Source organism: Pseudoclavibacter terrae, assembly GCF_008831075.1.
Taxonomy (GTDB): Bacteria; Actinomycetota; Actinomycetes; order Actinomycetales; family Microbacteriaceae; genus Pseudoclavibacter; species Pseudoclavibacter terrae.
In genome coordinates this window covers 364,696-379,009 of sequence record NZ_WBJX01000002.1, presented here as the reverse complement: position 1 = coordinate 379,009, position 14,314 = coordinate 364,696, and the positions used below count along the sequence as shown (strand labels likewise).

Here is a 14,314-nt window from a genome sequence, read left to right as displayed (position 1 = left end):
AGGCGGCTGGGAATCCGAGATGGTGCCCAAAATGAGACCTTCGCGCGGAAGCGTCGATCAGCGCGCGAGGCGGGCGAGTCCCCGATTGATGCTGGCCGCCCATGTGGGACCCGAGTAGAGGAACTCGGTGTAGCCCTGGACGAGCGTTGCGCCTGCGTCGAGGCGTCGGCGAGCCTCGGCCGCGTCCGTGACCCCTCCGACGGAGATGATGCACAGCCTGTCCCCGGACGTCTCCTTGACGACCCGCAGGACCTCGCGTGAGCGCTCGGTGAGCGGACGACCGGAGAGGCCTCCAGCGCCGAACGCCTCCACGACGCGGGCGGACGTGCGCAAGCCCGTGCGCGAGATCGTCGTGTTGGCCGCGATGATGCCGGCCAGACCCTCGTCGATGGCGAGCTGCGTGACCTCTCTGATCTCGTCATCGTCGAGATCAGGGGCGATCTTGACGAGCAGAGGAACGCCTGGTGCGGCGTCTCGGGCCGCGCGCAGGATCGGCGTCAGGGACTCGAGGGACTGCAGACTGCGTAGCCCCGGGGTGTTCGGCGAGGAGACGTTCACGACGAGATAGTCTGCGACATCCTTGACGGCCGTGGCGGCGGCCGCGTAGTCGAGGTGCGCGTCGTCGGCCTCGGTCGTCTTGTTCTTGCCGATGTTGACGCCGACGATGACGGAGCGGTTGCGACGAGCCGCGATGTTGGCGGCTGCGAGCTCGGCACCGCGGTTGTTGAAGCCCATGCGGTTGATGAGCGCGCCGTCGGCGACGAGTCGGAAGAGCCGCGGCCCTGGGTTGCCTGGCTGCGGGCGGGGCGTGACGGTGCCGACCTCGACGTGGCCGAAGCCCAGCGCAGCGAGGCCGTCGATGTCCTCGGCGTTCTTGTCGAAGCCAGCCGCGAGGCCGAACGGCGACGCGAAGCGGAGGCCCATCGCCTCGACGGCAAGCGATTCGGCAGGCGCACCGAACGGAGAGATCAGCGCAGCCGGGCCGCGTCGACCAAGCGCCCTGATGACCCCGGACGCGAAGGCGTGCGCGCGTTCCGGATCCATCTTCGACAGGACGTGACGGAACAGCAGACGGTAGGCGGCGCTCATCGGGTCTCCCCCTTGACGGTCGACTCGCCGTCGGCGGTCTCGGTGGCGTACTGCGCTCTGATGCCGTCCTCGTGCATCCGATCGATGGCGGCCCGGAAGTCATCGAGGCCGGCGAAGCCCTGGTAGACGCTCGCGAACCGGAGGTAGGCGACGTCGTCCAGCTCACGCAGCGGTGGCAGGATGGCCAGGCCGATGTCGTTGGCTTCGATCTGCGAGGCCCCGGTCGCGCGGATGCTCTCTTCCACGCGCTGCGCGAGGAGCGCCAGGTCGGTGTCGGTCACGGGTCGCCCCTGGCAGGCTTTGCGGACACCGGCCACGACCTTGTCGCGTGAGAACGACTCGACAACGCCGTTGCGCTTGATGACCGTGAGGCTCGCCGTCTCGGTCGTGGAGAATCGGCGCCCGCATTCCGGGCACTGCCTCCTTCGACGGATCGCGAAACCGTCGTCGCTGGTTCGCGAGTCGATGACCCGTGAGTCCGGGTGGCGGCAGAACGGGCAGTGCATCAGCTGAACCTCGCCGTCACTGCTTCACCGTGCGCCGGCAGGTCCTCGGCGTCTGCGAGCGCCACGACGTGCTCGCTCACGGCGCGCAGGGCTTCCCGGTCGTATCGGATGATCTGCTGCGGGCGGAGGAACGTGTGCGCGCCGAGACCGGGCGTGTGCGCCGCCTGGCCGCCCGTCGGCAGCACGTGGTTGGAGCCGGCGAGGTAGTCGCCGAGGCTCACGGGCGAGTTGGCGCCCATGAAGATGGCTCCAGCATTGTGGAGCATCGCGAGCACCGCCTCTGGCTCACGAGTCTGCACCTCGAGGTGCTCGGGCGCGTAGGCGTTCGACACCCTGGCTGCCGCGGCGAGGTCGTCGACGAGGATGACGGCGGACTGGCGTCCGCCGAGGGAGACGCGCACGCGCTCGGCGTGCTTGGTCGCTGCCGCTCTGACCTCGACGCGCTCGAGCACACGCCTCGCCCAGTCCGCGTCGGGGGTGACGAGGAGCGCCGACGCGAGCTCGTCGTGCTCGGCCTGACTCACGAGGTCCGCGGCGACGTGGTCAGCGTCTGCGGAGTCGTCTGCGATCACGAGGATCTCCGTCGGGCCCGCCTCGGAGTCGATGCCGACGAACGACTGCACGATGCGCTTCGCTGCGGCGACGTACACGTTGCCCGGGCCGGTGATGACCTCGACCGGTTCGAGGCCGATGTCGGAGACGCCGTGCGCCAGCGCGCCGATGGCGCCCGCCCCGCCCATGGCGTAGACCTCTGTGACGCCGAGGAGCCCAGCTGCACCCAGGATCGTGGGGTGCACGCCCCCACCGAAGTCCCGCTGCGGCGGCGAGGCGATCGCGATCGAGGAGACGCCCGCCGCCATCGCGGCGCAGACGTTCATGACGACGCTCGATGGGTAGACGGCTTTCCCACCAGGCACGTAGAGGCCGACACGCGCCACGGGGTGCCACCGGAGCTCGACGACGGCGCCGTCACCGAGCGTCGTGACCCTTGGGTCGGGGACCTGGGCGGCCGAACCAGCACGAACACGCGCGATCATGGCCTCCAGGCCAGCACGCACCCGGGGTTCGAGACGCGCCGTCGCTTCGTCGATCGCTTCCTGCGGGACCCGCAGGTGCGGTGGATCGACACCGTCGAGGCGCACCGCCTGCTCACGGAGCGCGGTGGCTCCATCGTCGCGGACGGCCGAGATGAGCTCGGCAGCCGTGCCAAGGGCACGCCCGACGTCCAGCTCGGCACGAGGGAGGATGTTCCGAAGCTCGGAGGCGCTGAGCGCAGAACCACGCAGATCGATGAGTTGCATCATGGTGTCTCCATCGTAGTCAAGCGGCGAGCGAGCACCGTCGCCTCGTGAGCGGAGCGGCCCTGCCGCCCGCTACTCGAGGCAGCTCGGGCCGAGCAGCGCCTTCAGCTCCCCGTACAGGTCCTGCGTGATGCGCACCCGGTGAGGGAGCTCGAAGCGGCGCACGACCCCGGGGGTGCGCAGCCTGAGCCGGACCTCGCTCTCGCCCGAATGCCGGCGGAGCACCTTGCCGAGTGCATCCACCACCGGCTCCGTCGCCCGAGTGTCCGGGATGGTGAGCGTGAGCGTGCCCGCGTCCTCGGCCGCTGCGATCTTCGGCAGCGTGAGGCCCTGCGCGTGCAGGTTCATGCCGTCGTCTCGCTTCGACACGCGACCCTTGACGGCCACGATGACATCGCCTTGGAGCTGCGTCTGGAACTCCTGGTACGTCTTGCCCATGAACATGACGGTCATGGTGCCGCCGAAGTCCTCGACCTCGATCATCCCGTAGGGATTGCCCGAGTTCCGGGCCACCCGATGCTGCACGCTCGTGATGAGACCGGCGATCGTGACCTGCTGCCCGTCCTCCAGGTGCTCGGCCTGGGTCAGATCGAGGATGCTCGTGGTGGCGAGCTTCGCGAGCTCTCGCTCGAGCCCCGCAAGCGGGTGGTCGGAGACGTAGAGCCCGAGCATGTCCCGTTCGAAGGCGAGCTTGTCGCGGCGATTGAACTCGGGGCGGACGGGAACGTCGTCCTCCTCGGCTTCGAACTCGTCGAGACCCGCGAAGAGGTCGACCTGCCCGTGCGCTTCGTTCCGCTTGCGCGAGACCGCGACGTCGATGGCGTTCTCGTGCACCTCGACGAGGGCGCGGCGAGTGTTGCCGAGGGAGTCGAAGGCCCCGGCCTTGATGAGCGACTCCACGGTGCGCTTGTTGGCGACCGTCGTCGGCACCTTCTTCAGGAAGTCATGGAACGAGACGAACGCGGTCTTCGACTCGCGCGCCTTCTGGATCTCCTCGACGACGTTCGCTCCCACGTTCCTCACGGCGCCGAGACCGAAGCGGATGTCCTCCCCCACCGCGGTGAAGTTGACGAAGGACTCGTTGACGTCGGGGGCGAGCACCGTGATGCCCATGCGGCGGCACTCGTTGAGGTACATCGCCAGCTTGTCGCGCGAGTCGCCGACGCTCGTGAGCAGCGCCGCCATGTACTCGGCGGGGAAGTGGGCCTTCAGATACGCGGTCCAGTAGGAGACGACGCCGTAGGCGGCCGAGTGTGCCTTGTTGAAGGCGTAGTCGGAGAACGGCAGCAGGATGTCCCAGAGCATCTTCACGGCTTCGTCGGAGTACCCGTTGGCGTGCATTCCGCCCTGGAAGCCGGCGAACTGCTTGTCCAGCTCCGACTTCTTCTTCTTGCCCATGGCGCGGCGAAGGATGTCGGCCTGGCCGAGCGAGAATCCGGCGACCTTCTGCGCGATGGCCATGACCTGCTCCTGATAGATGATCAGGCCGTAGCTGGTCGAGAGGATCTCCTGGAGCGGCTCCTCGAGTTGCGGGTGAATCGGGGTGATCTCCTGCTCGCCGTTCTTGCGCAGCGCGTAGTTGATGTGGGAGTTGGCACCCATCGGCCCGGGACGGTACAGCGCGATGACCGCGGAGATGTCCTCGAAGTTGTCGGGCTTGAGGAGGCGCAGCAGGGAGCGCATGGGCCCACCGTCGAGCTGGAAGACCCCGAGCGTGTCACCCCGAGTCAGCAGCTCGTAGGCGCCGACGTCGTCCAGTTCGAGGTCCTCGAGGACGAGATCGATGCCGCGGTTCGCCTTGATGTTGACCACCGCGTCGCTCACGATGGTGAGGTTGCGCAGTCCGAGGAAGTCCATCTTGATGAGCCCGAGGGACTCGCTCGCCGGATAGTCGAACTGGGTGACGATCTGGCCGTCCTGCTCCCGCTTCATGATCGGGATGATGTCGATGAGCGGGTCGCTCGACATGATGACGCCGGCCGCGTGCACGCCCCACTGGCGCTTCAGGTTCTCGAGGCCGCTCGCGGTGTCGAACACCTTCTTCGCGTCCGGGTTGCTCTCGATGAAGGCGCGCATCTCGGCGGCCTCCGAGTAGCGCTTGTGCTCCTTGTCGAAGATCCCGCTGAGGGGGATGTCCTTGCCCATGACGGCTGGAGGCATGGCCTTCGTGAGCTGGTCGCCCATCGAGAACGGGTATCCGAGCACGCGCGAGGCATCCTTGAGCGCCTGCTTGGCCTTGATCGTGCCGTAGGTGACGATCTGGGCGACGCGCTCCGAGCCGTACTTCTCGGTGACGTACCGGATGACCTCCGACCTGCGGCGATCATCGAAGTCGACGTCGAAGTCGGGCATCGAGACTCGGTCCGGGTTGAGGAAGCGCTCGAAGATGAGGCCGTGCCGCAGCGGGTCGAGGTCGGTGATGCCCATGGCGTACGCCACCATGGACCCTGCACCGGAACCGCGACCTGGCCCGACGCGGATGCCGTTGTCCTTCGCCCAGTTGATGAAGTCGGCGACGACCAGGAAGTACCCCGGGAAGCCCATCTGGTTGATGACGCCGATCTCGTAGTCCGCCTGCTTGCGGACGTCGCTCGGGACCCCGGCCGGGTACCGCTTGTCGAGACCCGCGTCGATCTCCTTGATGAACCAGGTGCTCTCCGTCTCCCCCTCCGGCACGGGGAAGCGGGGCATGTAGTTCGCGTTCTCGTCGAACTCGGCTGAGCAGCGTTCGGCGATCAGCAGCGTGTTGTCGCACGCCTCAGGGTGATCGCGGAAGATGGCTCGCATCTCGGCTGCCGACTTCAGGTAGTAGCCGGTGCCGGAGAACTGGAACCGGTTCGGGTCGTCCATCGTCGACCCGGATTGCACGCACAGGAGCGCGGAGTGGCTGTCCGCGTCGTGGGAGTGCGTGTAGTGCAGGTCGTTGGTCGCGACCAGGGGAAGGCCGAGGTCCTTGGCAAGCTTCAGCAGGTCCGGCATGACGCGGCGCTCGATGTCGATGCCGTGGTCCATGATCTCGCAGAAGTAGTTCTCCGCCCCGAAGATGTCGCGGAACTCGGCGGCTGCCGCACGCGCCTCGTTGTACTGCCCGAGCCGAAGCCGCGTCTGCACCTCCCCTGAGGGGCATCCGGTCGTCGCGATGAGCCCCTTCGAGTACGTGTTGAGCAGCTCGCGGTCCATGCGCGGCTTGAAGTAGTACCCCTCCATGGAGGCCCGGCTGGAGAGGCGGAAGAGGTTGTGCATGCCCTGCGTCGTCTCGCTGAGCATCGTGATGTGCGTGTAGGCACCGGAGCCGGAGACGTCGTCTCCCCCGCCGTTGCCCCACTTCACGCGAGTGCGGTCGCCGCGGTGCGTTCCCGGAGTCAGGTACGCCTCGGTACCGATGATCGGCTTGATGCCGTGCTCTTTCGCGGCCTTCGCGAACTCGTACGCCCCGAACACATTCCCGTGGTCGGTCATCGCCACGGCCGGCATGCCCTGCTCGACGGCGGCCTTCATGAGTTCGCCGATCCGGGCCGCTCCATCGAGCATCGAGTACTCGCTGTGGACGTGAAGGTGGGCGAACGAGTCTGCTGAAGGCAATGTCTCTCCGAGAAGATGGGTGGATCGGCGCACCCATCTTAGGTCGCCGGAGCGCCTTCGCGGACGAGGCTGTGGACTACAGCTCGCCGTCGCGCAGCAGCTCGAGCGAGTGCGCCAGGTCGTCTGGGTACTCGGTGGTGAAGCGGACGGGCTCCCCCGTACGGGGATGGGCGAAGCCGAGCTCCTTGGCGTGCAGCCACTGTCGCTTGAGGCCGAGCTTGGCGGCCACGACCGGGTCGGAGCCGTACAGCGGATCCCCGATGCATGGGTGCCGTTGAGCGGCCATGTGCACGCGGATCTGGTGGGTGCGCCCGGTTTCGAGATGGACCTCGAGCAGTGCTCCGCGGCGGAACGCCTCGACGGTCTCGTAGTGGGTGACCGACGGCTTGCCGTCGCTCGTGACAGCGAACTTCCACGACGATCCGGGGTGCCGGCCGATGGGGGCGTCGATCGTGCCGGACAGTGGGTCAGGGTGCCCCTGGACGACCGCGTGGTAGACCTTCTCGACCTGGCGGTCGTGGAAGGCCTTCTTGAGCTGCGCGTACGCGAGCTCGCTCTTCGCCACGACCATGAGTCCGCTCGTGCCTGCATCCAGTCGGTGCACGATTCCCTGGCGCTCCGACTGCCCGGAGGTCGAGATGGTGAATCCTGCCGCGGCGAGCGCGCCGAGCACCGTGGGGCCGTCCCAGCCGATCGACGGGTGCGCGGCGACGCCGACGGGCTTGTCGATGACGACGAAGTCATCCTCGTCGTGCACGATCTTGAGGTCGGGCACGGCGATCGGGATGACCTTCACCGGCCCGGCCTGCTCCCACTCGATGGAGATGACGGCACCGGCTGTCATCCGGTCGGATTTGCCGACTGGCTTTCCGTCGATCGTGATCCCGCCCGCCGCCGCGATATCGGCGACCTGCGTCCTGCTGAGACCGAGGAGCTTCGAGACGCCCGCGTCGACGCGGGTGCCCTCGAGGCCGTCAGGGATCGGGATCGTCCTGGATTGCATTACGCGTCCTTCTTCGCCTTGGGGCGGCGCTTGCCGTCGAAACCGATGTCGAACAGGGTGAGCAGCACGAACGCCGACATCCCCACGACGATGCACATGTCGGCGACGTTGTAGATCGCCGGGAGCATCCACGGCGTGTAGATGAAGTCGATGACGTGGCCGACGCCGAAGCCGGGCTCGCGGAAGAGCCGGTCGAAGAGGTTGCCGAGAGCACCACCGAGCACGAGTCCGAACACTGCGGCCCAGCGCTTCGACGCGAGCCGGCGAGCAACGACCATGATGACGATGACCATGATCGTCGACACGCCCGTGAAGATCCACGTGGAGCCTGCGGCGAACGAGAACGCAGCGCCCGGGTTCCGGACGAAGTGCCACTGCAGGAAGCCACCGAGCGCCTCGATCGTCTGCCCCTCGGTCATCGAGGAGACGACAAGCGCCTTGGATATCTGGTCAAGCGCAAACGCGCCGACGGCGACCGCGGCGAGCAGCGCAAGAATGCGGATGCTCGGACGCGATCGCCGTTCGGTGGTCTGCAGAGGTGTGTCCTCCACGTTCCGAGTGCTACTGGCCCGCTGGTGCGGAGCCTTCGAGGACGTCGCTGGCCTGACGGTTCAGGTCGTTGAGCTGGCCTTCGATGTAGGAGCGGAGGTTGTTGCGGTACTCGCGCTCGAAGATGCGGAGCTCCTCGATACGGGCCTCGAGCTTGGTCTTGGCCTCCTCGAGTCGACCGATCGTCTCGCGTTCCTTGGCCTCGGCCTCGGTGACGATCGTGCGGGCACGACCCTCGGACTCGACCGTGATCTCGCGGGCGCGCTTCTCGCTGTCGCCCTCGATCTGACGTGCGCGGGTCTCGGACTCGGCGATGATCTCGCGAGCACGGGTCTCGCCCGTGGCGATGATCTCGTCGCGCTTGCGCGTTCCCTCTTCGACGTGCTCGTCGTGAAGACGGCGGGCGAGGGCGATGAGCGAGCTGCTCGTCTCGGCCTCGTCTGCACCCTCTACGGCGACGGGAGCGGGAGCTGCAGGCTGTGCGAGCGGCGCGATGGGCTCAGGCTCGGGCTCGGGAGCTGCCTCGACCTCGACGCTGGGCTCCTCGACCGGGGCGGGAGCTGCGGCTGCCGGCGCGCTGCTGGCGCGCGCCTCTGCCTCTTCGAGCTGCTGACGAAGCTGCTCGTTCTCCCCCACGAGGCGGCGCATTTCTGCAACGACCTCGTCGAGGAAGTCGTCGACCTCGTCCTGGTCGTACCCCTCGCGGAACTTGGTCTGCTGGAAGCGTTTGTTGATGACGTCCTCAGGAGTGAGTGCCATGTCGGCCACCTTTCGACTCTCTCTGCGATTGGTCTGTATCTGGAAAAGACTCTGGGTCTGATGAGCAGACTCTGGGTCTGGCGTGACAACACTAGCGTTGCCCAGATGTGCACGCAGAACGTTGCTGTGCTGCGCAGCACATAGGTCACATTACGGCACTTGGGTCCCGCGCGTCACATTCTGTCGGGAAAGTCGCCATTCACCTAATGGAGAGAGCTCACGGCTTAGAGCAGGCGCACGAGATTCGACGTGATGACCAGCGCGAACATGACGATGATCCAGGCGAGGTCGAGGGCGATGTTGCCGATGCGAAGCGGAGGCACGACTTTGCGGACCGCGCGAAGGGGCGGGTCGGTCAGCGAGTAGACGCCCTCGCACAGGACGAGCACGAATCCCTTCGGCTTCCACCGAGGCGCGAACATGCGCGCGTAATCGAGGATCAGCCGACCCCACATCACCATGATGTAGAGGCCGATGACGAAGCCGAGGATCGCGCCGAGGATATTCATTCGTTTCCTGAGATGTTGTCGTGCAGACACGGCGACGGTGCACCCTCAGGATGCACCGTCTCACCGTTCGCGCGAAAGCGGGCCGCTCTGCCGCTCGGCAGAGTCAGGCTGGTTGGGGGTCTACTGGAAGAACGAGGCTTCCTTCTCCGCCTCCAGCTTGCTCGACTCGCCGTGGACGGCGATGTGCTGAGGCGAGAGCAGGAACACCCGGCTCGTCACGCGCTCGATCTTGCCATAGAGGCCCTGGGAGAGCCCACTCGCGAAGTCGATGAGGCGACGCGCCTCGGCCTCGTCCATCTCGGAGAGGTTCATGATGACGGGGACGCCATCGCGGAAGTTCTCGGCGATGACCTGAGCGTCTTTGTTGTAGGCCTTCGGGTGGACCGTGAGGATCTCGTTCATTTCCGCCATCGCCGGGGTTGAAGTGTGCTTGGGAGCTTTGGTGATCGGGGTCACAGGCGCCGGCTTCGGGCGCTCCGTGACGACCGGAGAGAGCTGCGGCGAAGGTGCCGCGGCTGGCGACTGCCTCTGCTGCTGCGCCTGTGGCGTCTCGTCGTGCAGATTCTGCTCGTCTTCGTCAGCAAGGCCCAGGTAGACCATGGCATTGCGCAGCGGGTTGGCCATTGTGCTCCTCCGTGTGTTCGGCGTGCCCCCACGCTACGTCCGTTCGGGTCGCTTTCCCGTGATTGCCGCGCCGATTCTGAGGTGTGTCGCACCGTTTTCGATGGCTTCTGCGAAGTCGTTGGACATGCCCATCGACAGTGCGGTCGCCGACGGAGCAAGCGGTCGGATGCGCTGCCCGAGCGCCCGGAGTTCGGCGAAGGCCGCGCGTGGCTCCTCCCCCAGTGGCGCGACGCACATGAGGCCCTGGAGGTCGAGCGATTCGGTACGCAGGACCTGCTCGACGAGCGCCTCCAGCTCCGCGGGCTGGACGCCGCCCCTGGCGGGATCCGGGGTCATGTTGACCTGCACGAACACGCGAAGCGGGTGTGCCCGCTCGATGCTCGACAGCGCGTCGACGAGCCCACCCCTGTCGATCGAATGCACGGCATCCACGTACTGGGCGATCTGGCGCGCCTTCTTCGTCTGGATCTGACCGACGAAGTGCCATTCGAGGTCGGCGCGATCTGCGAGCGCCGCGGCCTTGTCTCTGGCCTCCGGGTGCCTGCTCTCCGCGAAGCGACGGACGCCGAGGTCGACGAGGTCGGCGACGAGTTCTGGGCCGTGGAACTTCGTGACGGGGATGAGGGTGACCTCGGAGGGGTCGCGTCCCGCGCTGAGACAGCTCTCACGAATGGCCGTCTGGACGGCCGAGAGGCGCTCGGCCAGCGTCTGATGACCCTGGCCGAGCGCCTCTGCAGCTTGCTCTGGCATGCGCGCTCTACTTGAGGAAGTCCGGAACGTCGAGGATGTCCTCGGCGTCGTCGTAGGCCGCCTCCGGCTCGCGACGAGGCGCGATGGTCGGCGCCTCGGCCGTCGACCAGGCGGGAGCCTGCGAGACCGGTGCTGGCGCCTGCACGGGCTCGCGCTCGACGGGCACGGAGGGTGCGGAGGCGACAGCGGCCGCGGCCGCACCGAGACCGATGGCGCCGGTGTTCGCCTGCTGGACAGGCGCGGCCGCGGGCGCCGGCACGGACTGCTGCTCCTGCAGCGTCTTGGGCTCACCCCCGGCGAAGCCCGCCGCGATGACGGTGACGCGCACCTCGTCGCCGAGCGTGTCGTCGATGACCGCACCGAAGATGATGTTGGCCTCCTGGTGGACGGCCTCCTGCACGAGCTTCGCTGCGTCGTTGATCTCGAAGATGCCGAGGTTCGAACCGCCCTGGATGGAGAGCAGGACGCCGTGGGCACCTTCGATGCTCGCCTCGAGGAGCGGCGACGCGACCGCGAGTTCCGCTGCCTTGATCGCCCGGTCGGCACCCCTGGACGAGCCGATGCCCATGAGCGCGGAGCCCGCACCCTGCATGACAGATTTGACGTCGGCGAAGTCGAGGTTGATGAGACCCGGGGTCGTGATCAGGTCGGTGATGCCCTGCACACCGGCAAGGAGCACCTGGTCGGCCGTCGAGAACGCCTCGATCATGGAGATGCCGCGGTCGCTGATCTCGAGGAGGCGGTCGTTCGGGACGACGATGAGGGTGTCGACCTCTTCCTTCAGAGTGGCGACGCCCTGCTCGGCCTGCTGCATGCGGCGGCGGCCCTCGAAGCTGAACGGCTTCGTGACGACACCGATGGTGAGCGCACCGATCGACTTCGCGATGCGCGCGACGACGGGAGCGCCCCCTGTTCCGGTTCCGCCACCCTCGCCAGCCGTGACGAAGACCATGTCGGCGCCGGCGAGCGCCTGCTCGATCTCCTCGGCGTGGTCCTCGGCTGCCCGGCGGCCGACCTCGGGGTCGGCGCCTGCACCGAGACCGCGGGTCAGTTCGCGTCCGACGTCGAGCTTGACGTCGGCGTCGCTCATGAGCAGCGCCTGGGCGTCGGTGTTGATCGCGATGAACTCGACACCGCGGAGGCCGAGCTCGATCATTCGGTTGACTGCATTGACGCCGCCGCCGCCGATGCCGACGACCTTGATGACGGCGAGGTAGTTGTTGGTGTTCGACACGTGTCCGGCCCCTCGTTGGCGTGTGGTGTGGTGGAAGAACGGATGCACACCTCGACACGTCGCCGCTGGCGAATGTCTACGAGCTTCAACCTCTACTTGAAGCTCAGAGATATGCTGTTTCCTGGTTGCTTGCTTCGACGCTAGGTCGCGAACGTCGCACGATCCGTGCAGTCAGCAGGTGTGTTGCGTTTTGCGCGCCGAATGTCGGCGAGTCGCTTCAACCGGAGCTTGAAGGTTGCCGCACTCGCCGGCCGAGGAACTCCTCAGCGGGTCACGGGGGTCTCGGGACTCGAGACGTCGTAGCTGGAGATGGACTGGTCGGCGGTGGCCGTGACGAGCGCGGCGAGCACCTCCGCCTTGCGGTCGGACTCCTCCGCGCTCCCCCATACGACCTCGGCACCGCTGCGCATCGTCAGACGCACATCGTCGATGCTCTTGGCCGTCACTGCAGCGACGCCAGCCCTGAAGTCGACCGGCAGGGCGAGCGACACGGCCGCCGCAGAGGCGAACGCCTCGGAGTCGACCCCCTCGCCGCCCAGTTCGAGAGTCGGGATGTCCCCTGCGGGCTCCGATTGCGTCCAGAGCACCACGCCGGCCGCATCCATGACGTCGTACCCGGATGGCACCGCGACCGCGCCGATCGGCGACCGCTCGACGATCGTGACGACAAGACGGCTCGGCGGCTCGACGCGGATCGAGTAGCTCTGCACCATCACGTAGGACTGGAGTCGACTCTCGACGTCGTCGTTCGTGACGAGCGCAAGCGGCTGTCCGTGCAGGTCGGCGAGCGATTCGTCGACCTGTGTCGCATCGACACGCTGGGTGCCGGCGACGACGATCTCACGCACGGACATGATCGGACTGTAGACGGCGACCGCGACGAACGCGACAAGTGCGGCCAACGCCGCCGCGACCCCGATCAGGATGCGGCGGCGTCGTCTGGCGCGCCAGGTGAATCGGCGCGCATCGTCGCCGAGCACGCTCACGGCTTGCCTGGCTCCTTCGCGCCGAGCGCCTCGAGGAGCTGGGGCACGATGAGGTTGACGTCGCCGCAGCCGAAGGTGATGACGAAATCGCCGTCCTGTGAGATCTCGGCGACCGTGTCGGCCGCATCCTGCCAGTCGGGGCGGTAGGCGACCTTGCTGCGGTCGGCGAACGCCTCCTCGACCAGCGCTCCCGTGACACCGGGGATGGGGTCCTCACGTGCGCCGCACACGTCGAGCACGACGGTCTCGTCGGCGAGACGCTCGTACACCGCCGCGAAGACGTCGCTCATGTCGCGCGTCCGCGAGTAGAGGTGCGGCTGGTGGACGGCGATGAGGCGGCCGGAGCCGACGACGGTGCGCGCAGCCGTGAGCGCCGCTTCGACCTCGGCAGGGTGATGGGCGTAGTCGTCGTAGACGCTGACGCCGCTCACCGTGCCGTGGAGCTCGAAGCGTCGCTTCGTGCCCCCGAACGTCGAGAGCGCGTCAAGGACGGCGGCGGGCTCGAAGCCGAGCTGGACGAGGACGACGAACGCGCCGGTCGCGTTGAGCGCGTTGTGGACGCCGGGCACGTGCAGGAGCGCCGGGTAGTCGACACCCTGCCAGGTGACGGTAAAGCGGGTCTCTCCTCCCTCCGACGCGATGTCGGAGATGCGCGCGTCGGCCGTCGGAGCCTGGCCGAAGGTCAGCACCCGCTTGTGGGTGAGCTTCCCGGTCAGCTCGACGGCAAGCGGGTCGTCGCTGGAGATGACCACGGCCTCACTGGCCGCATCCGCGAACTGGACGAACGCGGCTTCGAAGGCCTCGACGCTGCCGTAGTGGTCGAGGTGGTCGTTGTCGACGTTCGTGATGAGGGCGATCGCCGTGTCGTAGAACAGGAAGGACCCGTCGGACTCGTCGGCCTCGACGACGAAGGCCTCGCCGCTTCCGACGGCGGAGCTCGTCCCCAGGGCCGAGATGATGCCGCCGTTGACGAAGCTCGGCGACGCGTCGAGGGCGTCGAGGGCCGTCACGACCATGCCGGTCGAGGTCGTCTTGCCGTGCGCTCCGGCGACGGAGACGAGGCGGCTCCCGCGCGTGAGCCAGACGAGCGCCTGCGAGCGGTGCAGGATGTTGAGCCCACGCTCCTTCGCCAGGACGAGTTCGGGGTTGTCGGGCCAGAGCGCGCTGGTGACGACGATGGTGTCCGCGTCGCCGAGGTGCTCTGCCGCGTGGCCGATCTCGACGCGGGCGCCGCGATCGCGCAGCTCTCGTGTCGCGTAGTTCTCTGTCCGGTCGCTTCCGGAGATCGTGAGGCCGCGGTCGAGCATCATGCGCGCGATGCCGCTCATGCCTGAGCCGCCGATGCCGATGAAGTGCACGTTCCCGATCTCGTCGGGAATCTGCGCGGTGGCGTCTGGATTGATCATTGCTGCTCCTGAGTTC

Annotated in this window: 13 protein-coding genes; all 13 read right to left on the bottom strand. The window is 67.3% G+C overall.

All coding sequences use genetic code 11. The annotated features are described in order from the left end of the window. Positions 1-57: 57 nt before the first annotated feature. The 13 genes from F8O03_RS08000 to murC all read right to left on the bottom strand — a co-directional run bounded on the left by F8O03_RS08000 (position 58) and on the right by murC (position 14,298). The gene (locus F8O03_RS08000) at positions 58-1,089 is read right to left on the bottom strand and encodes a quinone-dependent dihydroorotate dehydrogenase (protein ID WP_151423404.1); all 1,032 of its coding nucleotides are present in this window, start codon (positions 1,087-1,089) and stop codon (positions 58-60) included. Continuing rightward, positions 1,086-1,595 (bottom strand): transcriptional regulator NrdR, encoded by a 510-nt coding sequence (gene nrdR, locus F8O03_RS07995; RefSeq protein WP_104252842.1) that lies wholly within the window; start codon positions 1,593-1,595, stop codon positions 1,086-1,088. The genes F8O03_RS08000 and nrdR overlap by 4 nt, the downstream gene beginning before the upstream one ends. Next, positions 1,595-2,899, bottom strand: coding sequence for a histidinol dehydrogenase (gene hisD / locus F8O03_RS07990; RefSeq protein ID WP_151423403.1), 1,305 nt, complete (start codon positions 2,897-2,899; stop codon positions 1,595-1,597). Before hisD ends, nrdR begins: the two co-directional genes overlap by 1 nt. Before the next feature lie 69 nt (positions 2,900-2,968). Then, positions 2,969-6,478: a DNA polymerase III subunit alpha gene (gene dnaE / locus F8O03_RS07985; RefSeq protein WP_151423402.1), complete on the bottom strand. Its 3,510-nt coding sequence runs from the start codon at positions 6,476-6,478 to the stop codon at positions 2,969-2,971. A 76-nt stretch (positions 6,479-6,554) separates the two neighbouring features. Then, positions 6,555-7,481 carry an RluA family pseudouridine synthase gene (locus tag F8O03_RS07980; RefSeq protein WP_151423401.1) on the bottom strand — a complete coding sequence of 309 codons (927 nt, stop codon included), beginning with the start codon at positions 7,479-7,481 and terminating at the stop codon, positions 6,555-6,557. Then, positions 7,481-8,032, bottom strand: a complete 552-nt coding sequence (gene lspA, locus F8O03_RS07975) for a signal peptidase II (protein WP_244296056.1) — start codon at positions 8,030-8,032, stop codon at positions 7,481-7,483. The genes F8O03_RS07980 and lspA overlap by 1 nt, the downstream gene beginning before the upstream one ends. Positions 8,033-8,042: 10 nt before the next feature. Beyond that, positions 8,043-8,789 (bottom strand): DivIVA domain-containing protein, encoded by a 747-nt coding sequence (locus F8O03_RS07970; protein WP_104252838.1) that lies wholly within the window; start codon positions 8,787-8,789, stop codon positions 8,043-8,045. A gap of 224 nt (positions 8,790-9,013) precedes the next feature. After that, positions 9,014-9,298, bottom strand: a complete 285-nt coding sequence (locus F8O03_RS07965; RefSeq protein ID WP_104252837.1) for a YggT family protein — start codon at positions 9,296-9,298, stop codon at positions 9,014-9,016. Positions 9,299-9,418: 120 nt separating this feature from the next. After that, positions 9,419-9,922, bottom strand: a complete 504-nt coding sequence (locus F8O03_RS07960) for a cell division protein SepF (RefSeq protein ID WP_104252836.1) — start codon at positions 9,920-9,922, stop codon at positions 9,419-9,421. Positions 9,923-9,955: 33 nt separating this feature from the next. Beyond that, positions 9,956-10,672: a YggS family pyridoxal phosphate-dependent enzyme gene (locus tag F8O03_RS07955; RefSeq protein WP_151423400.1), complete on the bottom strand. Its 717-nt coding sequence runs from the start codon at positions 10,670-10,672 to the stop codon at positions 9,956-9,958. 7 nt (positions 10,673-10,679) lie between these two features. Then, positions 10,680-11,906 carry a cell division protein FtsZ gene (ftsZ, locus tag F8O03_RS07950; RefSeq protein ID WP_104252834.1) on the bottom strand — a complete coding sequence of 409 codons (1,227 nt, stop codon included), beginning with the start codon at positions 11,904-11,906 and terminating at the stop codon, positions 10,680-10,682. A gap of 263 nt (positions 11,907-12,169) precedes the next feature. Beyond that, the gene (locus F8O03_RS07945) at positions 12,170-12,892 is read right to left on the bottom strand and encodes a cell division protein FtsQ/DivIB (protein WP_151423399.1); all 723 of its coding nucleotides are present in this window, start codon (positions 12,890-12,892) and stop codon (positions 12,170-12,172) included. Further along, on the bottom strand, positions 12,889-14,298 hold the full coding sequence (gene murC, locus F8O03_RS07940) for a UDP-N-acetylmuramate--L-alanine ligase (protein WP_151423398.1): 1,410 nt from the start codon (positions 14,296-14,298) through the stop codon (positions 12,889-12,891). Before murC ends, F8O03_RS07945 begins: the two co-directional genes overlap by 4 nt. Positions 14,299-14,314: the final 16 nt, after the last annotated feature.

Bases quoted from the DNA above. Each gene is read 5' to 3' on its own strand.
- hisD (WP_151423403.1), bottom strand. From the start codon at position 2,899: ATGATGCAACTCATCGATCTGCGTGGTTCTGCGCTCAGCGCCTCCGAG.
- F8O03_RS07970 (WP_104252838.1), bottom strand. From the start codon at position 8,789: ATGGCACTCACTCCTGAGGACGTCATCAACAAACGCTTCCAGCAGACC.
- F8O03_RS08000 (WP_151423404.1), bottom strand. From the start codon at position 1,089: ATGAGCGCCGCCTACCGTCTGCTGTTCCGTCACGTCCTGTCGAAGATG.
- F8O03_RS07960 (WP_104252836.1), bottom strand. From the start codon at position 9,922: ATGGCCAACCCGCTGCGCAATGCCATGGTCTACCTGGGCCTTGCTGAC.
- nrdR (WP_104252842.1), bottom strand. From the start codon at position 1,595: ATGCACTGCCCGTTCTGCCGCCACCCGGACTCACGGGTCATCGACTCG.
- F8O03_RS07965 (WP_104252837.1), bottom strand. From the start codon at position 9,298: ATGAATATCCTCGGCGCGATCCTCGGCTTCGTCATCGGCCTCTACATC.
- murC (WP_151423398.1), bottom strand. From the start codon at position 14,298: ATGATCAATCCAGACGCCACCGCGCAGATTCCCGACGAGATCGGGAAC.
- F8O03_RS07980 (WP_151423401.1), bottom strand. From the start codon at position 7,481: ATGCAATCCAGGACGATCCCGATCCCTGACGGCCTCGAGGGCACCCGC.
- F8O03_RS07955 (WP_151423400.1), bottom strand. From the start codon at position 10,672: ATGCCAGAGCAAGCTGCAGAGGCGCTCGGCCAGGGTCATCAGACGCTG.